The 21,003-nt window shown below is 65.3% G+C and carries 20 protein-coding genes; 8 read left to right on the top strand and 12 right to left on the bottom strand.

The genetic code is table 11. The features are described 5' to 3' along the window. Positions 1–96: 96 nt before the first annotated feature. Positions 97–870, bottom strand: coding sequence for a triose-phosphate isomerase (gene tpiA / locus AC07Y0_RS07005; protein ID WP_498675822.1), 774 nt, complete (start codon positions 868–870; stop codon positions 97–99). Between the two features lie 159 nt (positions 871–1,029). Then, positions 1,030–1,917, bottom strand: a complete 888-nt coding sequence (locus AC07Y0_RS07000) for an alpha/beta hydrolase (RefSeq protein WP_498675820.1) — start codon at positions 1,915–1,917, stop codon at positions 1,030–1,032. 238 nt (positions 1,918–2,155) lie between these two features. Here AC07Y0_RS07000 and parE point away from each other — a divergent pair, with 238 nt between their 5' ends. Together parE and AC07Y0_RS06990 are read left to right on the top strand one after the other, a co-directional pair. Next, entirely contained in the window at positions 2,156–4,216 is a 2,061-nt protein-coding gene (gene parE / locus AC07Y0_RS06995; protein WP_498675818.1) for a DNA topoisomerase IV subunit B, read from the top strand. A gap of 299 nt (positions 4,217–4,515) precedes the next feature. Continuing rightward, positions 4,516–4,950, top strand: coding sequence for an alpha/beta hydrolase family protein (locus tag AC07Y0_RS06990; RefSeq protein WP_498675816.1), 435 nt, complete (start codon positions 4,516–4,518; stop codon positions 4,948–4,950). A gap of 22 nt (positions 4,951–4,972) precedes the next feature. On the opposite strand, the gene AC07Y0_RS06985 is transcribed toward AC07Y0_RS06990, so the two are convergent. Further along, positions 4,973–6,106, bottom strand: coding sequence for a DUF2336 domain-containing protein (locus AC07Y0_RS06985; protein ID WP_498675815.1), 1,134 nt, complete (start codon positions 6,104–6,106; stop codon positions 4,973–4,975). An 86-nt stretch (positions 6,107–6,192) separates the two neighbouring features. Here AC07Y0_RS06985 and AC07Y0_RS06980 point away from each other — a divergent pair, with 86 nt between their 5' ends. Further along, a complete protein-coding gene (locus AC07Y0_RS06980; protein ID WP_498675811.1) occupies positions 6,193–6,948 on the top strand; it encodes a hypothetical protein in 756 nt (251 codons plus the stop codon). On the opposite strand, the gene AC07Y0_RS06975 is transcribed toward AC07Y0_RS06980, so the two are convergent. Both AC07Y0_RS06975 and AC07Y0_RS06970 read right to left on the bottom strand, forming a co-directional pair. Beyond that, positions 6,939–7,562: a flavin reductase family protein gene (locus AC07Y0_RS06975; RefSeq protein ID WP_498675807.1), complete on the bottom strand. Its 624-nt coding sequence runs from the start codon at positions 7,560–7,562 to the stop codon at positions 6,939–6,941. The two genes, AC07Y0_RS06980 and AC07Y0_RS06975, sit on opposite strands and share 10 nt — an antisense overlap. After that, on the bottom strand, positions 7,562–8,146 hold the full coding sequence (locus AC07Y0_RS06970) for a nitroreductase family protein (RefSeq protein WP_498675804.1): 585 nt from the start codon (positions 8,144–8,146) through the stop codon (positions 7,562–7,564). Before AC07Y0_RS06970 ends, AC07Y0_RS06975 begins: the two co-directional genes overlap by 1 nt. A 109-nt stretch (positions 8,147–8,255) precedes the next feature. On the opposite strand from AC07Y0_RS06970, the gene AC07Y0_RS06965 reads away from it, so the two are divergent. Continuing rightward, on the top strand, positions 8,256–9,203 hold the full coding sequence (locus AC07Y0_RS06965; RefSeq protein ID WP_498675801.1) for an RgsD C-terminal domain-containing protein: 948 nt from the start codon (positions 8,256–8,258) through the stop codon (positions 9,201–9,203). Between the two features lie 124 nt (positions 9,204–9,327). On the opposite strand, the gene thrS is transcribed toward AC07Y0_RS06965, so the two are convergent. The 4 genes from thrS to AC07Y0_RS06945 all read right to left on the bottom strand — a co-directional run bounded on the left by thrS (position 9,328) and on the right by AC07Y0_RS06945 (position 12,716). After that, the gene (gene thrS / locus AC07Y0_RS06960) at positions 9,328–11,334 is read right to left on the bottom strand and encodes a threonine--tRNA ligase (RefSeq protein WP_498675798.1); all 2,007 of its coding nucleotides are present in this window, start codon (positions 11,332–11,334) and stop codon (positions 9,328–9,330) included. A gap of 122 nt (positions 11,335–11,456) precedes the next feature. Next, positions 11,457–11,885 carry a DUF2267 domain-containing protein gene (locus AC07Y0_RS06955; RefSeq protein WP_498680188.1) on the bottom strand — a complete coding sequence of 143 codons (429 nt, stop codon included), beginning with the start codon at positions 11,883–11,885 and terminating at the stop codon, positions 11,457–11,459. Continuing rightward, the gene (gene yidD / locus AC07Y0_RS06950) at positions 11,882–12,265 is read right to left on the bottom strand and encodes a membrane protein insertion efficiency factor YidD (RefSeq protein WP_498675796.1); all 384 of its coding nucleotides are present in this window, start codon (positions 12,263–12,265) and stop codon (positions 11,882–11,884) included. Before yidD ends, AC07Y0_RS06955 begins: the two co-directional genes overlap by 4 nt. Before the next feature lies 1 nt (position 12,266). Continuing rightward, the gene (locus tag AC07Y0_RS06945; RefSeq protein ID WP_498675794.1) at positions 12,267–12,716 is read right to left on the bottom strand and encodes an iron-sulfur cluster assembly scaffold protein; all 450 of its coding nucleotides are present in this window, start codon (positions 12,714–12,716) and stop codon (positions 12,267–12,269) included. A 278-nt stretch (positions 12,717–12,994) separates the two neighbouring features. Here AC07Y0_RS06945 and folE point away from each other — a divergent pair, with 278 nt between their 5' ends. The 3 genes from folE to AC07Y0_RS06930 all read left to right on the top strand — a co-directional run bounded on the left by folE (position 12,995) and on the right by AC07Y0_RS06930 (position 15,150). Continuing rightward, positions 12,995–13,600: a GTP cyclohydrolase I FolE gene (gene folE, locus AC07Y0_RS06940; RefSeq protein ID WP_498680187.1), complete on the top strand. Its 606-nt coding sequence runs from the start codon at positions 12,995–12,997 to the stop codon at positions 13,598–13,600. A gap of 25 nt (positions 13,601–13,625) precedes the next feature. Next, complete coding sequence (gene hisI, locus AC07Y0_RS06935) at positions 13,626–14,087, top strand: phosphoribosyl-AMP cyclohydrolase (protein WP_498675792.1); 462 nt, start codon at positions 13,626–13,628, stop codon at positions 14,085–14,087. A gap of 103 nt (positions 14,088–14,190) precedes the next feature. Further along, complete coding sequence (locus tag AC07Y0_RS06930; RefSeq protein ID WP_498675790.1) at positions 14,191–15,150, top strand: patatin-like phospholipase family protein; 960 nt, start codon at positions 14,191–14,193, stop codon at positions 15,148–15,150. A gap of 61 nt (positions 15,151–15,211) precedes the next feature. On the opposite strand, the gene AC07Y0_RS06925 is transcribed toward AC07Y0_RS06930, so the two are convergent. Next, positions 15,212–15,646 (bottom strand): CBS domain-containing protein, encoded by a 435-nt coding sequence (locus tag AC07Y0_RS06925; protein WP_498675788.1) that lies wholly within the window; start codon positions 15,644–15,646, stop codon positions 15,212–15,214. 115 nt (positions 15,647–15,761) lie between these two features. Next, complete coding sequence (locus AC07Y0_RS06920) at positions 15,762–16,526, bottom strand: rhomboid family intramembrane serine protease (RefSeq protein ID WP_498675786.1); 765 nt, start codon at positions 16,524–16,526, stop codon at positions 15,762–15,764. Between the two features lie 319 nt (positions 16,527–16,845). On the opposite strand from AC07Y0_RS06920, the gene AC07Y0_RS06915 reads away from it, so the two are divergent. Further along, a complete protein-coding gene (locus AC07Y0_RS06915; RefSeq protein ID WP_498675784.1) occupies positions 16,846–17,457 on the top strand; it encodes a PilZ domain-containing protein in 612 nt (203 codons plus the stop codon). A 16-nt stretch (positions 17,458–17,473) separates the two neighbouring features. Here the strand turns inward: AC07Y0_RS06915 and AC07Y0_RS06910 are convergent, their stop codons facing one another. Further along, positions 17,474–20,827, bottom strand: coding sequence for a hypothetical protein (locus AC07Y0_RS06910; protein WP_498675782.1), 3,354 nt, complete (start codon positions 20,825–20,827; stop codon positions 17,474–17,476). Between the last annotated feature and the right edge of the window lie 176 nt (positions 20,828–21,003).

Below are 21,003 nucleotides of genomic sequence, written 5' to 3'. Positions count from 1 at the left end.
CCACCTGCCCGAAAGGGGCACAATCAATCGGTTGGCCGCTCTTTACATGAGAGGCCACGGCAAAGGAAGCCCTGAACGGCAGCACCCACCGCCTTTTCAGGCGGTAAGTTCCTCATAGACGCCGTATATGGCGAGGAAATCGGAGGCTTTCAAGCTGGCCCCGCCGATCAGCGCGCCGTCGACATTGGCGACGCCCATCAGTTCCTTCGCGTTGGACGGCTTGACCGAACCGCCATAGAGGATTCGCATCTTCTGGCCTTCCGCACCGAAGCGCTTGACGAGTTCGGCGCGCATGAAGGCATGCGCCTCCTCGACGTCGGTGGTGGTCGGGGTGAGCCCCGTGCCGATCGCCCAGACCGGTTCGTAGGCGATCACGGTGTTTTCGGCGGTGGCAGCGTCGGGCAGCGAGCCGGAGAGCTGGCGCTTGAGGATGTCCAGCGTCTGGCCGGCCTTGCGCTCGTCGGCCGTCTCGCCGATGCAGACGATCGCAGTCAGTTCGCTGGCATAGGCGGCCTCGGCCTTCGCCCGCACCAGATGGTCGGTCTCGGCATGGTCGGTGCGGCGCTCGGAATGACCGACGATCACATAGGTGCCGAAGCAGTCGGCGATCATTTCGGCCGAGATATCGCCGGTATGGGCGCCCGAGGCGTTCTGGTGGCAGTCCTGGGCGCCGATGGCAAGCGGGCTGTCGTCGCAGAGCGCGGTCGCCACATAGAGCAGCGTCGCCGGCGGGCAGATCAGCGTCTCGACCTTTTCCGACAGCGGGCCTTTGACGCCCTCGGCCATGGCCTTGATCTGGTCAAGCGAGGCACGCGTGCCGTTCATCTTCCAGTTTCCCGCGACAAGCGGACGGACATTCGGTGTCGTCATGGTCAAAACCCACCCCAGCTACGTTAGGCCGGACCTAGCAAATCGAAGGGGAGATGAAAAGCGCGGCGGCGGCGATTCGCCCGCAAATCAGGCGATATGGTGAAAATCCGACACGGTTTTGCAGCATTAATTAGCAGGGCCTGTGGGCAGCTTGCCACTTCACCGCGCCATCAGCAGCCAGTTGAGGATCGAGCGCCAGTCGCTCATGCGCACCGGCGTGCCGTGCGCGCCGGTCTCGAACAGGCTGAATCGGGTCGGATAGCCGGCCTTGTGCAGCCGGTCGTAGAGGGCGACTTGGTCGGACGAGGCATAGACGCTGTCGCGGCTGCCATGGGTGAAGAAGACCGGCAGCCTCGCCTTGTGCGCGGCGCTGCCGACGAAGGACGGATCGGTCGCCCCGCCGAGAATGGCAAGGCCGGCGAGCTGGGAGACCGTCTGGGCGTTGCGGGCCAATCCCCAGCAGATGAAGCTGCCCATGGAGGCGCAGGCGAGCACCACCGGCCGGCCGGGCGCGCGGGCGGCGGCATGGGCGATCAGGCCCGAAATGGCGGTAACGCCGGCGGCGTCGAAGGACGGCACCGAGGGAGCGTAATAGACGCCGCCGTTCCGGACGGCGAGGTTCTTCAGCCGGTTGAAATTACCGCCGAAGGAGAAATCGTTGATGCCGAGCCGCCGGTCGCCGCCGCGGCCGTGGATGAAGATCACGGTGAAGGCGGCACCGTCCGCCTTGCCAACACGGGCAACCTCCAGATTGCCGGAGGGCAGTGGCAGCGTCTCGCTGGCCTGCTGGCGCTTGACGCCGAGATCGACATATTTCGATTTCACCCGCCGCTCGGGGATCTGGTCGCGGCCGTTGATGTCGCGCAGTTCCTGGTAATCGACCACCTCGAAATCGCCGCCGTCGCGGCTCTCCAGCACGATCGACTGGGAAAACAACGCGTCCTTGAACGGCTGGAGCGCCTCGGCTTTGGCCTGGCCGGCGGCGAGCGCGCCGAGAAGCCCGGACAAAATGGCGGCCTTGCGGAAATGAGCTGTGGACATCTGCATCGAAGCGGGGTCTCCTTGCGGGATCAGGCCTTGCCTTCGCCCATGTCGGCACGCAAAGCTCGACAGACACGCAAGGTTTGAACGAATTCCTCGCGGCAGCCAGCCGGCACCGTCGCGCCTGCCCCGCCTTTCTGGCATGATCCCGCTGATTCGCAAGAGCGATCGGGGCGTGAGGCAGCTTGCGACCCCCGGCCCTGCCGATTGAGCCGACGCAACGGACAGATTATTGAACGACGCCATGGACGACAACGATCTTTTCGCCGCCCTGCCGCTTGTGCCCAAGCCGGCGGACGCCCCCTCGCCTGCGACCACGCCGAAGGCCGAGGCTCCGCGCCCGGCGGCCACGCCGAGGGCGAACAATACATCGAGCGAGAGCGAGTACGGCGCCTCGTCGATCCGGGTGCTCGAGGGGCTGGAGCCGGTGCGCATGCGTCCCGGCATGTATATCGGCGGCACGGATGAGAAGGCGCTGCATCACCTGTTCGCCGAAGTCATCGACAACTCGATGGACGAAGCGGTCGCCGGCCACGCCGATTTCATCGACGTGCATCTCGATGCCGAAGGGTTCCTCACCGTCACCGACAACGGCCGCGGCATTCCGGTCGAACTGCATCCGCAGGTGCCCGGCAAGTCGACGCTCGAAGTGATCATGACCAAGCTGCATGCCGGCGGCAAGTTCGACGGCAAGGCCTACGAGACCTCCGGCGGCCTGCACGGCGTCGGCGTCTCGGTCGTCAATGCGCTGTCCGACCTTCTCGAAGTGGAAGTGGCCCGCAATCGCAGGCTCTACCGCCAGCGCTTCTCGCGCGGCGTGCCGCTCGGCGGGCTGGAGGAACTGGGCGATGTGCACAATCGTCGCGGCACCCGCGTGCGCTTCCATCCCGATCCGCAGATCTTCGGCGACCATGCGAAATTCGATCCGGGCCGGATTTTCCGCATGGCCCGCTCCAAGGCCTATCTGTTCGGCGGCGTCGAGATCCGCTGGTCCTGCGATCCGGGCATGGTGCTGGAAGGCGGCGACATTCCGGAAAAGGCGGTCTTCCATTTCCCCGGCGGCCTGAAGGACTATCTGGCGGCCACGCTCGGCAAGGAATTCACCGTCACCCGCGAGATCTTTGCCGGCAAGACCGAAAAGACCGGCGGCCATGGCGCGATGGAATGGGCCATCACCTGGTATGGCGGCGACCCGATGGTGCATTCCTACTGCAACACCATCCCGACCGCCGAAGGCGGCACGCACGAGGCCGGCCTGCGCATCGCGTTGACCAAGGGCCTGAAGAACTACGCGGAACTGACGCAGAACAAGCGCGCCAAGGAGATCACCACGGACGACGTGATGATCTCGGCCGTCGGCATGCTGTCGGTCTTCATCCGCGAGCCGGAGTTCGTCGGCCAGACCAAGGACAAGCTGGCGACCGTCGAGGCCCAGCGTCTGGTCGAAAACGCGCTGCGCGATCCGTTCGACCACTATCTCGCCGACAATCCGAACGAGGCGGCCAAGCTGCTCGACTGGGTGATCGAGCGCGCCGAGGAACGGCTTCGCCGGCGCAAGGAAAAGGAAGTCAACCGCAAGACGGCGGTGCGCAAGCTGCGCCTGCCCGGCAAGCTCGCCGACTGCTCGCAGAACACGGCGGAAGGCGCAGAACTGTTCATCGTCGAAGGCGATTCGGCCGGCGGCTCGGCCAAGCAGGCGCGCAACCGCGCCAACCAGGCGATCCTGCCGTTGCGCGGCAAGATCCTCAACGTCGCCAGCGCCGGTCGCGACAAGATGACCGCCAGCCAGCAGATCGCCGATCTGATCCAGGCGCTCGGCTGCGGCACGCGGACGAAGTACCGCGAGGAAGACCTGCGCTACGAACGCATCATCGTCATGACCGATGCCGACGTCGACGGCGCGCATATCGCCTCGCTGCTCATCACCTTCTTCTATCAGGAAATGCCCGAGCTGATCCGCGGCAGCCACCTCTATCTCGCCGTGCCGCCGCTCTACGTCATCCGCCAGGGTGCCAAGAGCGTCTATGCCCGCGACGACGCCCACCGTGCCGAACTGATGGAGACGGTGTTCAAGGGCAAGAAGGTCGAGGTCGGGCGGTTCAAAGGCCTCGGCGAAATGATGCCGGCGCAGCTCAAGGAAACCACCATGGATCCGGGAAAGCGCACGCTTCTCAGGGTCGATATCGACGACGTCGACTTCGAGGGCACGCGCGATGCGGTGGATGCGCTGATGGGCACGCGGCCCGAAGCGCGCTTCCGCTTCATCCAGGAGCGCGCGGCCTTCGCCGAAAACCTCGACATCTGAGCAGCCCGACCCGCGTCAAGCGGGTCGCTCGCCCTGCCGAGGCGCGCCGTATTTCGGTCCGTCGATCAGCAGGGCGACCATGCGCTGCGATGCCCGGCCGGGATCAATGCCGGCGCCGACGGCGAGGCTACCGATGGCGCGCCTGGCCGCCGTCCAGCGCCTCTCGACGGCCTTTCTCCTGAGCGCGCTTAACGGGTCTCCGCCGCATTGCGAAACCTGTCTTGCTTTGGCTGCAATCCTCTGTTTGAACTCGCATCGGCGCAGATTGGCGCCGGCCCAGAGGATACCGGACAAGTCCCATGCAGACCGCCCTTATCGTGATGACCATTCTCGGCTGCGACGACAACGTGACTCAATGCCACTATGTCGCGACAGCGCAGGAACACTTCGTATCGGTCGCGCTCTGCGACGCAGCCTCGGAGAAGATCCTGGCGGGGTTCTCGGGCGTGAACTACCCCATGCTGGTCGCGGTGTGCCAGCCGCCGGAAAGCCAGACGGCGGCGATCCCGGCACCGCCCGCCGACGCCAACAAGCCGGTGGCGACCGAGATCGCGCCGCTTCCCGGACCGGCGGCAAGCCTGCCGGAGGAAGAACGCCAGTCGCTCGCCGCCCGCGCGGTCGGCAAGATCCGCAAGGTCCTGCCGGATACGGCCGACATCCGCATGGTGTTCGAGACGCCGCTGCACGTCGTCGCCGACAGCTATTCCTGGGTCGCCAAGAAGATTTCGCGCTAGCAGCAGTCCACGGAGGCGCCGCTCAGGCGGCCAGCACCAGCCCGGTGGCATAGTCGCGGGCGCGACGCCGCTCCTCGCCGATCGCCAGTTTCGCCACCATGTCCATCAACTCGCCGGCCGCCGGCGAAAGCGCGCCGAGGCTCTGCTGGCGCGCGATCAGCAGCGGCGCGATATTGTCCATGTCGGCGCTCGCCGTCTGCACGGCATTGCGCCACAGAAGAATGGCCTCGACGAAGACGGAACTGATGTCGCGCGACAGGCCGACCGATTCGAGTAATGCCCGCACCGCATGATAGCGCGCCGTCGCGAGGATCGAGCGCACGCGCCGCTCTTCCAGGCTCGACAGCGTCGTCAGGGCGCAGGCGAAGAAATCGGTGCGACCGACGCACAGCGCATGCATCAGGAAGGCGGGCGTGAGGCGCCCTTCGGCGCGCAGGTGCTCGACCAGCACCGGAAGCTCATCGGCGGCGACCGAGCCGAGGATGGCGATCGTCGCCGCCCTGCCCGCCTCGCGGGTGATGCGTTCGATGCGCCGCGCGCCGATCGCCGCCCGGACGAAGGCCGAGCCCGACAGGGCATCGGCGACGAACTGGACCAGCAGCTGGCGCACCGCCGCCGGCAGGTCGGGGCGATCGAGCAGCAGGGAACGCACGCCGTCATGGCCGCCATGGCGTTCGGCAATGCGCTTCAGGGTCAGCCGCGCGATGCTGGCGCTGTGATTTTCGAGGAGAACGACGACCTCTTCGGCATCGCCGATTTCGGCCAGCGCACCGGCGACGGCGCGCGACAGGCCGGGCCGGGCGGCGATCAGCGCCCGGGTGACGCCGCTGCCGCGGCCGGCGAGATCCACCAGATCCGAATCGGACAAGACCGGCGAGCGCAGGATCGGCAGCGAGGCGATCTCCGGCTGGTCCTCGGACAGCGACACCATCAGGGCGCGCGGCGCGTCGGACGAATCGGCCAGCGCCTCGGCCAGCGCCAGACGCACGCGCGGCGACGGATCATCGAGCAGGTAGGTCATTGCCACATGGGCAGCATTGCGCTCCGGCGGCGCCATGGCGGAACGAAGATAGGCCCTCGCCAGCGCATTGGCCGCGCGTGCCCTGTCTCCTGCCTTTGCCGTTTCCACCCACCGAAGAAAAGCCGCAACGATCACTGAACAACCCAATCCGCGAAGAGAACACGCATGGCCGAACGGCCATGGTTTGAAGCTAGCGGCAAAACGTTTAGATTTGGTTCACCATGTTCGTTAACCCCGAGGTCGACTTGCCCGTTCCCCCTGGTTTCAGCCTTGCCGGCCACCGCCTGCGCGCGATCCTCGTCACGCCCGTCAGTACGGACGATGCCGCCTGCCCGCCGGCAGCCGATGCGCTGGCGATTCTGGCCGGCAACACTCCGGGCGACTGGCCGTTGGCCGCGCAGATGATTCTCCGCCATCGGCAGGCGATGCCCGAGGTTCCGGTGCTGTTTGCCGTCGATGCCGGGCTCGACGCCGATGATTTGGACGCGTGCTTTGCGATAATCCTCCCCACCCGACCTGACGGCCTGATCGTCACCGGCGTCAAAAACGGCGCCGATCTGCAAAGGATGGACGTGATTCTGTCGGTGGCGGAGGCTGTCGCCGGGCTGGAACACGGCGCGACCGCCCTCCTCGCCATCATCGGCGACAATCCGGCGGGCTTGCTGGACGCCGGCAGCCTTGCCGGCAGGACGCCGCGCCTGAAGGCCATCGGCCGCAATGCCACGGCGCTTGCCGCCGCACTCGGCATCGACGGACTGTCGCCGGCGCCAGGCGCCGACAGCGCCGTTTCGCTCAGCCGCGGCCTGACGGTTCTGGCCGCCGCCAAGGCGGGCGTGGCCGCGCTGGACTGGATCGCCCCTGCCCTTGAGGGCCAGGCACTGATTGAGGCCTGTGCCCGCGCACGCGCCGACGGCTTCGGCATCCTGGCCACGGAAGACCCGGAGCAGCTGGCGGCGATCGCCGCCGCCTACCGCTGATCGGGCTTGGCCGGCGCCTGCGGCCGGAACAGCTCGAACACCGGCTGTATCTCGGCATAGTCCATGTAGCCGAGCCGCGTGACCGGGCGAGCGAGGCCGACGTCGAACCGGCCGTCCCGGATGACGCGCTCGTCGATATGGATGCCGACCACCTGGCCGAACACCGCATGGCTGTCGCTGTCTTCGCCCTCGATGGTCTTGAGGGTATGGATCTCCGTCACGCGGCATTCGAGCACGGCATGCGCCTCGCCGACATAGGGCGCATCGACCAGTTGCCCCATGACCGGCGTGAGGCCCGCGATGGAAAACTCGTCGGTGCCGTAGGGAACGGCGACGGAGGACGCATTCATCGGCTGCAGCAGGTCGGCGCTGACGAAATTCACGGTGAACACGCCGGTCTCCTGCGCATTGCGCAGCGAATCCTTGCGGCCGCTCGACGAGAACATGACGATCTTCGGCCGGTCGCTGACGGCGTTGAAGAAGGAATAGGGCGAGAGGTTGCAACTCCCGTCCCGCCCCTTCGTGCCGATCCAGCCGATCGGCCGCGGCGCGACGATCGCCTTGAAGGGATCATGCGCCAGACCGTGCGCGTTGCTTGCGGTATCGTAGAACATCAGCCTTCGCCGCCCACCCAGGTGACGACGTCGGACAGCGCCGGGCGCGGCCGCTCGGTGACCGGGAAGGTCGTCGAGCCGATATGGATGAAGCCGGCGACCTTCTCGCCAGGCCGGATGCCGAGCAGCGGATGGGCCTTCTCGTCATAGGCGAACCATTCGGTCAGCCAGTTCGCCACATAGCCATGGGCATTGGCGGCCATCAGCAGGTTGAGGCAGACCGCGCCGGCCGACATCAGTTGCTCCCATTCGGGAATCTTCACATGCGGGCCGGCAGTGCTGATCACGCCGATCACCACCGGCGCCCGGGTGAAGCGGGCGCGCTCGACGCCGATCATCTCTTCGGACAGTTCGGGATTCTTCTCGAGCGCCATGGCCAGAAGCGCCTCGCCGATGCGCGCGCGCTCGCCGCCGCGATAGACGACGAATCGCCAGGGCGCCAGTTTTCCGTGGTCGGGAACGCGCACGGCGAGCGTCAGGATCTGTTCGATCTCCGCGGTCGAGGGACCCGGTTCGCACATCTGGAAGGCGGGCACCGAGCGGCGCGCGGCAAGATAATCGATCAGCTTGATATCATTTTTCATATTCGGACACTTTCACGGCTCTTCTGGCGGCTGCGACGTCTTGAAATTGCCACCGCATTGGGATTGAACTTGCTGCCATTGGAGAGGAAGTCAACCAGTTGTGTCATCCATGAACGGCCATTCCCTTGCAGCCCGCTTCGTCCTCGTCGTGGCGGCCATGCTCCTCGTCCTGAGCCCGGCGCGCGGCGAAGACGCCTTCAAGGCTTTCAAGCAGCTCGACGGCTCGGTCAAGATGCCGAAGCTCAACGCCTTCTCGCCCACCATCGGCGCCACGATCCAGCCGAGCTCGGCGCGCAATGTCAGCCTGGAAGCACGCTTGACGGGCGACGGCGAGGCGATGCAGCAGGGTCTTTCCTGGCGGGTCTTCAGCCCCATTCCCGGCGCCGACGGCAAGCTGCCGCTGCTGGCCAGCGCCGAGGGCGGCTCCGCCGACTTCCAGCTTTCCCCCGGCGACTACTTCGTCAACGTCTCCTTCGGCCGCGCCGGGGCGACCAAGAAGCTCACCATCCCGTCCGAGGGCGAGGTCGAAAAGCAGGTCCTCGTGCTCGACGCCGGCGGCATACTGCTCAACGCGGTGTCGGGCCCCGACACCCGCATTCCCGCCAAGGATCTCAAGTTCGACGTCTATTCGTCCGAGGTGCAGGCCGACGGCGAACGCGGCCTGGTGCTGGCCGACGTGCCGCCGGACACCATCGTCCGGCTCAATGCCGGCACCTATCACATCGTTTCGGAATATGGCGCGGTCAATGCCGTTGTGCGCGCCGACATCAAGGTCGAGGCGGGCAAGCTGACCGAGGCGATGATCCAGCACCGCGCCTCGCAGATCAATCTCAAGCTCGTCTCCGAGCCCGGCGGCGAAGCGATCGCCGACACCGCCTGGTCGGTACTCACCGGTTCGGGCGACATCGTCGCCGAAAGCGTCAGCGCCTTCCCGGTCATGGTGCTGGCCGAAGGCACCTACACGGCCGTCGCCCGCAACAAGGAAAAGATCTACCAGAAGGATTTCACCGTCGACGCCGGGCGCAACGAGGACGTGGAGATCCTGCTCACGCAGTGAGGCGACGCGCTTCCGGTCCTGGGAAACTCTGTGAAGCACACCCTGAACATGAAAAAGGCCGCCCGAAATAGGGGCGGCCTTTTCTGTTTCGTCTGCCGGCTAGACACCGGCTGCGAGACTGCGATCAGGCGCGGGCGGCCCTGGCCGCAAGCTTACGCTTGAGGTCCGGCGCGGTGGCCTCGAGGCTGAGCGAGGCGATCGCCTCGTCGAGCGTCATCGACACCTGGTCCTGCGAACCGAGGCGACGGATATTGACGGTGCGCTCCTCGGCTTCGCGCTTGCCGCAGACGATGATCACCGGAACCTTGGTCACCGAATGCTCGCGGACCTTGTAGTTGATCTTCTCGTTGCGGAAGTCGGTCTCGACGGCAAGCCCCGCTTCGCGCAGCACCTCGGCGACCTCGCGGCCGTAGTCGTCCGCATCCGAGGTGATCGTCGCGACGACCGCCTGGACCGGAGCGAGCCACAGCGGCATGTGACCAGCGAAGTTCTCGATCAGGATGCCGAGGAACCGTTCCATCGAGCCGCAGATGGCGCGGTGGATCATCACCGGCTGGGTCTTTTCCGAGTTCTGGTCGATGTAGAAGGCGCCGAAGCGTTCCGGCAGGTTGAAGTCGACCTGCGTCGTGCCGCACTGCCATTCGCGGCCGATGGCGTCCTTCAGCGTGTATTCGAACTTCGGACCGTAGAAGGCGCCCTCGCCCGGCAGGATACCGGTCTTGATGCGCCCGCCGGACTGCGCCTCGATCTGCTGCAGCACCTCGGTCATCACCGATTCGGCGCGGTCCCACAGGTCGTCGGAGCCGACGCGCTTGTCGGGACGGGTCGACAGCTTGACGACGATCTCGCTGAAGCCGAAGTCCTCATAGACCGAGAGGATGAGGTCGTTGATGCGCAGGCACTCGGCCGCCATCTGCTCGTCGGTGCAGAAGACATGCGCGTCGTCCTGGGTGAAGCCGCGCACGCGCATCAGCCCGTGCAGCGCGCCCGATGGTTCGTAGCGGTGCACATTGCCGAACTCGGCGAGGCGGACCGGCAGTTCGCGGTAGGACTTCAGGCCGTGCTTGAAGATCTGGATATGGCCCGGGCAGTTCATCGGTTTCAGCGCGAAGACGCGTTCGTCCTCGTGCTCTTCGCCGGCGACGGTGACCTTGAACATGTTGTCGCGGTACCAGCCCCAGTGGCCCGAGGTTTCCCACAGCGACTTGTCGAGCACCTGCGGCGCGTTGACTTCCTGATAGGTGCCGGCCAGACGGCGGCGCATATAGGCGACCAGCGTCTGGAAGATGCGCCAGCCCTTGCCGTGCCAGAAGACGACGCCGGGGCCTTCTTCCTGGAAATGGAACAGGTCCATTTCGCGGCCGAGCTTGCGGTGGTCGCGCTTTTCCGCTTCCGCGAGGATATGCAGGTAGTTGTCGAGCTGTTCCTGCTCGGCCCAGGCCGTGCCGTAGATGCGGGTCAGCATCGGCTTGGTGGAATCACCGCGCCAGTAGGCACCGGCCACCTTCATCAGCTTGAAGGCCGTGCCGATCTGGCCGGTCGAGGCCATGTGCGGGCCACGGCAGAGGTCGAACCAGTCGCCCTGGAAATAGATCTTGAGGTCCTGGTCGGCCGGGATCGCGTCGACGAGCTCGACCTTGTAGGCCTCGCCCTTGTCGGCGAAGACGTCGCGGGCCTTGTCGCGCGACCAGATTTCCTTGGTGAACGGCTTGTTGCGCTGGATGATCTCCTTCATCCGTTTCTCGATCTTCGGCAGATCTTCGGGCGTGAAGGGCCAGTCCTCGCGCGTGTCGGGATGGACACGCTTGAAGTCGTAGTAGAAGCCGTTTTCGATCACCGGACCGATGGTCACCTGGGTGCCGGGCCACAATTCCTGAACCGCCTCGGCCATGACATGGGCCGTGTCGTGGCGGATGAGTTCGAGGGCGCGCGGATCCTGCCGGGTGACGATCTCGATGGCGCCGGTCTCGACCGGGTCGGACAGGTCGCGCAGCGTGCCGTCGAGCCTGATGGCGAGTGCCTTCTTGGCCAGCGACTTGGAGATCGCTTCGGCAACCTCGCGGCCGGTCGTGCCGGCGGGGTAAGCGCGGACGGAACCGTCGGGGAATGTGAGGGAAACGGATTCTGACATGGTTTGCTCCTAATCCAGTCCCGCCAACCAATGCGGGTGGTAAAAAAAGGCCGGCTCGGCCGGCCATCAACGCGCCGGGTGATAATGCCAAACCGGGCGTGAGTAAAGATTATGTTGGACGATCACGGCGCCCAGAAGTCCCTTGCCGCGGGCGGCAATTGGCCAAGCACGCGCTCGAACGCCTCGGCATCGACATGGCGGCGAAGGGCGGCGGCGACATCGGCAATGGCGGTCTCGGTGGAGAAATTGTGATCCGGGCGCAATTCCCTTGCCTCGTGGCTCATCTCCTCGCGCGAGGCAAAGGCCCTCTGCGGCTCTTCCACGTTCCAGTCGCTGACGAAGATCGCCCGCAGTACGGGCGGCAGGACATCGGCGAAGCGAAGCGCCTGCTGCACCGTCAGACGTCTGCGAAAGACCTGCAGCACACCCTGCAGCATCGTGTAGGCCTGGTGCGTCGTTGCAAGCATCGAGGTGTCGCGCAGGTCTTCCATGATGCGGTCGAAATCCCGCGACGCCTGTCGGTATTCCATCGGCATGGGCATGAGGATCAGTGCTCCTTCTCGCTCCGTTTTCGCCCTGCCCGCCAGTAGGACCACGGCGCCCACCAGCGATAGTGACTGTCCAGGACCTCTGGCACAGGATCGACGCCCCAGGTGCCGCCCGGACCGCAGCGCCCGACGCGAAACAGCGTCAGCCACCCGCCCGACCACAAGCCGTGGCGGGCAATCGCCTCATAGCCGTATTCGGAACAGGTCGGCATGTGCCGGCAGGAATTGCCGATCAGGCTCGACAGCGTCAGCTGGTAAAGGCGGATGAGCCCCATGCCGATGAGCCGGTCGGGAGTCTTACGAAAAGGTCCGGACCAGTTGCGCGAGCGGCCTTGGCTGCCTGGCTCCTTGCCGGAATGCCCGCAATCGGGGGCGTTGCACATCTCAGCCGGCCACGGCGACGGCTGCGCCCTTCGCCTCGATCTGGTCGAGACAGTCGACCACCGCCTCGAAGGTCAGCATGGTCGACGCGTGACGGGCCTTGTAATCCTTGACCGGCTTCAGGAAGCGCATGTCCTCGAACCGGCCGGAGGGTCCCTCGCCGCCGTCCTTCAGCATGGCGAGCATGTCGATGCGGGCCTGGCGGATTTCCGCCGGCGTGGCGCCGATCACGTGGCGCGCCATGATCGAGGACGAAGCCTGTCCGAGCGCGCAGGCCTTCACCTCGTGGGAAAAGTCGCTGACCACCCCGTTGGCCATCTTCAGATAGACCTTGACCCGCGAGCCGCACAGCTTCGAGTGCTTCTCGGCGCTGGCATCGGCATCGGCGAGCTTTCCCGTCCGCTCGATATTGCCGGCGAATTCGAGGATCCTGGAATTGTAAATGTCGTCCATGGTCGGCCTGGCACTTTCCTGAAGCGGCTATACGTCGTCGGGTGCGGAACGGATTGTCGCCACCTACGCGACACTGTGTTGCGCCCGTGTTCCTTCACACTTCCCAACTCGCTATTATATGTAAGGTCAGAACTCGGTCCAAACAAAACACGCGCAAATTCCTGCGCCGGAGCGAGAATTCGAAGAACGGACTTGCCAAGATGAACCGAGTTACGCATTTACAGGCGGAAAAGTCGAAACAGGCGGTCCGGAACCTCAAGGACCGGGAGACCATGGGCATGGATGCCATCGTCAACAAGATCGTCCCCGTGGATCAGCGGCCCAGTCGCGAAGAGGCGGAAGACGCCGTGCGGGTGCTGCTGCGCTGGGCCGGCGACGACCCGGCGCGCGAAGGCCTGCTCGACACGCCGAAGCGCGTCGCCAACGCCTATCGCGAACTCTTTGCCGGCTACGATGCCGACATCGAGGACGTGCTCGGCACGACCTTCGAGGAGGTCGCCGGCTATGACGACATCGTGCTGGTGCGCGACATACCGTTCTTTTCGCACTGCGAGCACCACATGCTGCCGGTGATCGGCAAGGCGCATGTCGCCTACCTGCCCGACGGCCGCGTGCTCGGCCTGTCGAAGATCGCCCGCGTCGTCGACGTGTTCGGCCGCCGCCTGCAGACGCAGGAAGCCATGACCGCCCAGATCGCCGCGGCGATCGACGAAACCCTGGCACCCAAGGGCGTCGCCGTGTTCGTCGAGGCCGAGCACATGTGCATGGCCATGCGCGGCGTGCAGAAATCGGGCTCGACGACGCTCACCACCACCTTCACCGGCCGCTTCAAGGACAATGCCGCCGAACAGGCGCGCTTCATGTCGATGGTGCGCGGCCGCTGACCGAATCTTGTTTAAGGACTGACTGATGGCCGTCACCTTCGCTCCGCCGCCCGCCGACAAGCACGCGCTCGAGGAGGACGGCCGCTTCACGCCGAAGTTCGACGCCAACGGCCTGGTGACCGCCGTGGTGACGGATGCTCGCGACGGCGAACTGCTGATGGTCGCGCATATGAACGGCGAGGCGCTGGCCCTCACGCTCGAGACCGGCATCGCCCACTATTTCAGCCGCTCGCGCGGCAAGATCTGGAAGAAGGGCGAAAGCTCCGGCAATCTCCAGACGGTCCGCGAGATCCGCACGGATTGCGACCAGGACGCCGTCTGGCTGAAGGTCGAGGTGGCCGGCCATGACGCGACCTGCCATACCGGACGCCGCTCGTGCTTCTATCGCAGCGTCGGCCTCGTCGAGGGCGAGGCACGGTTGGAGATCACCGACGATCACCGGCATTTCGATCCCGACGACGTCTACGGCCGGCCGGACAAGGCCTGACGTTCCGGATTCGAACGACTCTGGCCCTCCGCTAAACGAATTGGTAAACATCCAGTGCGCTAATGATGTACTGGGAGTTGTTCAGCCATAAGGGTGTGCGGATATGCTGAACTGGAGTATGAGAAACGGCACGGCATCGCGTTCGATGCAGCCGGCCGGTGACGGGCCAACGATAGGCGTTCCGCTGGTGAAAGAGCCCGAAAAGCCAAAGAAGACGAAAATCGCCCTGGCGCTCGGCGGCGGCGCTGCGCGCGGCTGGGCCCATATCGGGGTGCTGCGTGCGCTGGACGAGGCCGAGATCGAAGTCGGCATGATCGCCGGCACGTCGATCGGTGCCCTGGTCGGCGGCTGCTATCTCGCAGGAAAGCTGGACGAACTCGAATCCTTCGCCCGTTCGCTCACCATGCGGCGGATCGCCTCCCTGCTCGACCTGACGATCGGCGGCGCCGGCCTCCTGGGCGGCATGCGGCTGACCAAGCGCATGCAGGAACATCTGGAAGGGCTGATGATCGAGGACCTGCCCAAGCCCTTCGTCGCCGTGGCTTCCGAACTCAACAGCGGCCATGAAGTGTGGATCGACGGCGGCAACCTGATCACCGCGCTTCGGGCTTCTTACGCCCTTCCCGGCATTTTCGAGCCGGTGAAATGCAACAACCGCACGCTGATCGACGGCGCGCTGGTCAATCCGGTCCCGGTTTCGGTGTGCCGCGCCTACGAGCAGCCGCTCGTGATGGCGGTCAACCTGCAATACGACGTGTTCGGCCGCTCCGCGGTCGTCAAGCATCGCGCCAGCAAACTCCCCGACAGCCTGAACGACACACCCAGGGACCACCACAAGCTCGGACTGACCAGCGTCATGGTGCAGGCCTTCAACATCATCCAGGATCGGATTTCGCGCGCCCGCCTTGCCGGCGACCCGCCGGACCTGGCGCTTCATCCGCGCGTCAACGAGATCGGCCTGTCGGAATTCCACAAGGCCGGAGAAGCGATCGATCGCGGCTATGAGGAAGCGCAGGCCCGCATCGGCGAGCTGAAGCGCATGCAGGAATCCTTCGCCCGCTGACCCGCCCTCAAGGGACGCACCAGCGGACGGTAAAGAGAAGGCCGGGGCGCGGGCCCCGCCGTCAGCCGGCGATATAGGCCTTGATCTGCTCGGCCTCGGTCTCGACCTCGCGGATACGCGACTTCACCACGTCGCCGATCGAGATGATGCCGCACAGCTTGCCGTTTTCCTCGACCGGAACGTGACGGAAACGCCGGCTGGACATCACTTCCATCAGTTCGTTGACCGTCGTGCCCTCGTTGCAGCGATAGACATTCGCGGTCATCATCGCCGAAACCGGCTGATTGAGCGCGCCGGCCCCCGAACGCCCGATCGAGCGGACCAGGTCGCGCTCGGTGAAGATGCCGACGATGCGGCTCTCCATCCCCACGACCACCACCGCGCCGATCTTGTGTTTGTCGAGTGTCCGGGCAGCTTCGGCCAGCGTGACGTTGGGACCGATGGTCACGACATCACGGCCTTTGACTTCCAGTATGCTCCTGACTGACGCTGACATTCGTTCCTCCTTCGCATTCGGCCCGTTCGGGCCTGCGTCCGCATTCCTCCATGCGTCCGCGACAGGCGAAATGGTGCCCGTTATCTCAGAGGAATGCAATATAGCGGCGACGCAACTAAAAGGATCGGTTGGGTAGGGGAACGGGATCGAAGAGGCCGAACAGCAGGAAGCCGAACAGGAACCCGCCGATATGGGCGTCCCAGGCGATCGTGCCGGCAAGATCGCCGAACAGCGGCAGGCCAAGCGCGATGGCGATGTTGCCGAGAAACCAGAAGATGATGAAGACCCTGACGGTGCGCAGCGACAGCGCCTCTCCGATCGAGAGCCGTGCCGGCTGCGTGCCGGTATAGTGCGACACCGCCCGGCCGGAACTGCCGAATGCGAATCGGCAGGCAGCTCCCATCAGCGCCGACACGACGCCCGAAGCGCCGATCATGATCGTCGGCTGGCCCCAGTTGACGCCGGCATGAACCGCCGCACCCGCCGCCGACGACGCGATCCAGAAGACGACGAAGCGCAGATTGCCGATACGGCGGACGACCGGTGTGCCGAAGGCGGCAAGCCACAGACCGTTGAAGGCGAGATGTTCCAGGCTGCCATGCAGCAGGGAATAGGTCACCGGCGTCCACAGCCACTCATAGGCCTGCTCTGACAGAGGATAGATGTAGCGCAGCGGCAGGAAGCCGAAAGTGACGGCGAGCCATTCGGCGGCGGATGCCGAGAGAAACAGCGACTGCGCCGCGTAGATGGCACCGAGCACCGCCAGGGCGGCCAGAATGCCGGTGGGCAGGTTGAACACCGGCACGCGCTGCTGCGGAGCATTGCCTCCCCCTTCGGGAGACTCATCGCCCAACGGCGAACTGGGGGGCAACTCATCCATGCGGCACCAACTTTCGTGACTTCAACGAAGCTGCATAGCCGACCGCAGGAATAAAAAAAAGCCGCCCGTCAGTGCCGGGCGGCGTGTGGGGACCTCGGGAGCCGGGCTCCTGCCCCAAATTGGTGCCGAAGGATGACCTTCGTGACGTGATGAATGTCATTTGCCACAACCGAACGAGGGCTGCAACGATCAGAAAGAATTAACCTTAATCCCACAGTATGGGCTTGCGAATACGCAGGATCTGAGCGCCGCGCAAAACGTTATGTTAACGGCTTGCCGGTAATTGTTTAACGATAGCGAAATATTTCAGAACAGCACCATGTATTCCTCTCCGGCAGCGCAGAACGGTGGTCTTGTCTCTCCTGCTCAACGGCGGGCGTTCCAACGCGTCTCCGTGAACCTGCAGGGCCGGCTGATGCTTGCCAACTATGAGGAATATGTCTGCAAGGTGGTCGACATGTCGCCGGGCGACGTGCGGTTTGCCTGCGCCGGGTGCCCGGCGCCCAATGAGCGGGTGATCGCCTATATCGACCATCTCGGTCGCGTCGAGGGCACCGTGATCAAGCTCGTCGAAGGCGGCTTCGTCATGTCGATCAACGCAACGGGCCGCAAGCGCGAGAAGCTGGCCGCCCAGTTGACCTGGATCGCCAACAAGCACGAGCTCGGCCTGCCCGAAGACCGCCGCCACGACCGTTTGACGCCGCGCGTCACGCGCACCGAACTGATGCTCGAGGACGGACGCCGCTATCCCTGCCGGCTGATGGACCTGTCGCTCTCCGGCGCTGCGGTCGACATCGACATCCGCCCGCCGATCGGCACGGCGGTCCAGCTCGGCAACATGCGCGGCCGCGTCGTGCGCCACTTCCTCGAAGGCGTGGCGATCGAGTTCCTGACGCTGCAGTCGCGCGAAGCCCTCACCGAATTCCTTTAGAGCGCTGCCCGGCCGCTCAGCGAAACTCGAAGATCTGGCGGAACACGCCGGGCGCGATAATCGACAGCGGATTGACGACGAGCTTCGGCTGTTCGGTGGCACCCGTCAGCTTGAACGTGATGCCGAGCAAGCCGCGATCGCGGCCATTGCCGAGCAGGATGCCGATCACCGGCAGCTCGCCGAACAGGCGGTTGAGGCCGTAGGCCGGCATGAAGGTGCCGGTCAGGTCGATCTGGCCCTTGGCGTCGCGCACCATCCCCTGGAACGTCGCACCGACCTGCTCGCCACGCACCACGCCGTTTTCGACGCGCAGCCCGCCGTCGACATAGACGAGGCGGGCAAAGGCGCGCTGGAAGCGGGCGGAGCTGACGTCGATGTCCTTCTTGACGGCCGTGTTGAGGCTCTTGCCGTCGGCGCCGGCGGGCGTGGTGACGATCGACTGCAGCCGCTGCTCGTTCTCGACGCGGAAATCGCGCACGTCGAGCGAGCCGCTCCACGTGCCGTTGGCGTACTCGGAAAGCTTCAGGTTCATCAGACCGCCGATCATGCGGTTGTAGAGGTTGACGAAGCGGGCCACGGCGCCGGCATCGCTGCTGGTCACGGAGACCTCGCTGAGTTCCGAGGGGCGGCGCAGCTTGGCGACGACCGCCTGGCCGCCGTCGGTGACGCCGGACACGTCGAGCGCCGTTGTCTTGCCGCCGTTCGAGCCGTAGAGGATCGACACGCCGGAGAGCGCTTCATCTCCGAATCCCACGACGCGGTCGAGCCGTCCCTTGATCTTCAGGTTCGTGCTTTTCGCGCCCCCGTCCCCCTGGCCTCTGCCTGGCGACTTGAGCTCGGCGATCAGCGAGCGCACATCGGCCGACTTGCCGGACACCGAGATGTCATAGCCGCCCTTGTTCTGACGGACGACCAGCGAATAGTCGTCGGCGGGCGCAAGACGCATCCGCTTCAGATCGGCCGAGACGAGGCCCTGCTTGCCGACCACCAGGGAGCCGGCGGCGCCGAAGCCGTCGCCGTCGAGGACGAATTTCTCGATGCTGGTCTGGCCCTCGCTTTCGACCGCCTCGAAGGTCGCCTTGGCTCCGATCCCCTGCCCCTTCGCCCAGCCGATCCACGGCACGGTCAGGGTCGCCGAGGACAGGTCGATGACCGCGGCCTGGCGCTGGTCGTCGACACGAGACAATTCGACGGTGATCGGTCCGTCGACCAGGTCGTCGAGGCCGGGCGCGAAGCGGCGGCGTTCCTCGTTGCCGAGCTTCAGCTTGACCACGCGCTCGCGCGCAACCGGCTTGTCCTTGTCGACCGGCTCGGTGACCTGAAGCTCCATCGGTACGTCATCGATCCGGGCCTTGCCCTCCAGCCGCGCCGCCTTCGGGTCGACGTCGAGCGTGCCGGTGAGTTCGGTGATCTTGCGCCCCGAATAGGGTTTGGCCACATCGACCTCGGTCAGTTCGAGATGCGCCTTCCAGTCGGGATCCGGCGGATGCTGGTCGGAAATCAGGCCGAGCCGCACATGGGCCTCGCCGCGCACCGCGCCGGTGAAGTCCGCGACGGCAAAGCCGACACGCTCCAGGGCCCGGATCGGCTTGAAGGAGACGAGTTCGGCGACCGCGTCGGCGGCGCCGGAGACGGCGATGTTGATGTCGGCCATCAGCGGCTTGCGATAGATGTCCTCGAGCTTCAGTTCGCCGCGTTCGACCTTCACGACCCGGCCCGACGGGAAATAGGACGCCGCCGAATGGATCGTGGTGACGACCTGCCGGCCGGCGAGCTCGAGATGGGCGGACGTATCGCGCAAGGGCGGGATTTCGCCGGTGATGTTCATGCGCGCGTCGACGATGTCGAGGCTGACGCGCAATTCGTTTTCGTCGAGATGCAGCGGCTTCGGCTCGACCGTCAGGCGGTCCTGCGGGATGAAGACAGAAATCTGACCGTTGGTGATCGTGCCGCCGAAAATGTTGGCGAGCACCCAGCGGCGCGGTTTTGCGGCGATCCAGTAGGGCCAGAGTTGCTTGACCACCGAGGTCTTCATGTCGCGGATCAGCGCGTCGAACCGTATTTCGGGACCGGTCCCGACGAAACGGATGCCGAGCGAGGCATCCATCGTGCCGTTCGGCGTGGAGACCGTGAAGGTATCGAACTTGAGTTCGTGCTTCTCATTAACATAGCGACCGAACAGCTTGAGCGAAAACGGGAAAGGTGCCTCGCCGGCAGACGGAACGTCGGCCCGTCCCTCGCTCACCAGCAGATCGATGCCGATGCCCGAACCGGTCTCGGTGTTCCCCGGCAAACGGTCCAGATCGATCAGGCCGCCCGACAGCGGCAGGATCATGCCGCCGAACTCGGCGCGCGAGGACGACAGCTCCAGCGTGTCCTTGGTGAAGTCGTAGCCGAAATTGAGCCGGGCGCGCGTCAGCTCCTGCGCGATACCGTCGGAATAGATCGTCCCGCCCGCCGTCTCGACGATCATGTTCATCTCGGGCGACTGCCCCTCGCCGGCCCGCTTTGCCGAAATCGTCACCTTGGCCGATCCGTCCAGCCCCTGGCGCGGATTGCCGGCCGCGCCGCGCTTCAGCAGGAAGGGTGTCAGGCGCACGTCCGCAAGCCGAAGGGTCAGGGACTGTGCCTTGCCGCCGGTATTGGCGGTGAGCGCCGAAATCTCCGTCTGCTGGCCGTTCACCGAGACCGCGCCGAAGAAGGACAGCGAATCGTCGGCGCCGCGCTCCATGGCGAGATCATCGACGGAAATCAGCAGGGGGCGCCCGTTGGTGCCGGTGGTGGAGACTTCCAGCCCGCCGACGCGCATGCGATCAAGCCCGCCCTTGGCGATGAAGGACTGGATCTGGTCGAGTTCGAGAAAGGCCCGGTCGAGAACAGCGGGAATGCCGTCGATGCGCAGATTGGCGAAGTCGATCGGCGGACCGGCCGGAAGGAGACGCGCGTCGAGCGCCACGCCATGGGTGACGATCTCCTTGACCTTGAACTGGCCGCCGAGCAGGGCGATCGGGTCGAGCACCATGGCGACCGATTGGGTGAGCGCCAGCGGGCTCTTGCCGCCCTCGGGCACGATCGCGACATTGCGCGCTTCGACGGCGAGCTGGAACGTGTCGGAAAAACGGATCGCGGTCTCGCCGATCTCGGCCCGGTATGCCGGCCCGACGGCGGAATTGAGCACGGCGCGCGCACCGTTCGACAGCGCCGCATCGAGCGCCCCGCTCTCGACCACGGCAAAGACCCCGCCGACGACGACGAGAATGAGGCCGGAAATGCCGATGAGATAGCGCAGGATCCGCCGCGCCAGGGTGGCCCGGGGCGGGCAATGGACGATCAACGGATCATCGACGAGCGCCGACGGAAGTTCGTGCAAGGCCACGAAGTCCTGTCTGCGAAACCGTACCTTTTCGCCCCGGATTTCTCCCATGTGCCGGCGATTGTCTCCGTCGATCGATGTCGTTATCACAGTCGCGCGTGGACGACTGCGTCGCGGACTATATATCGAGTGTGCCGACAATCATCCATAATGCGGGCAAAAGAAAGGTACTC

This window comes from Allorhizobium sp. GW101-3B10 (assembly GCF_059424725.1).
Note: the sequence above shows the minus strand (reverse complement) of the source record. Positions and strands in the feature narration are given on the sequence as shown.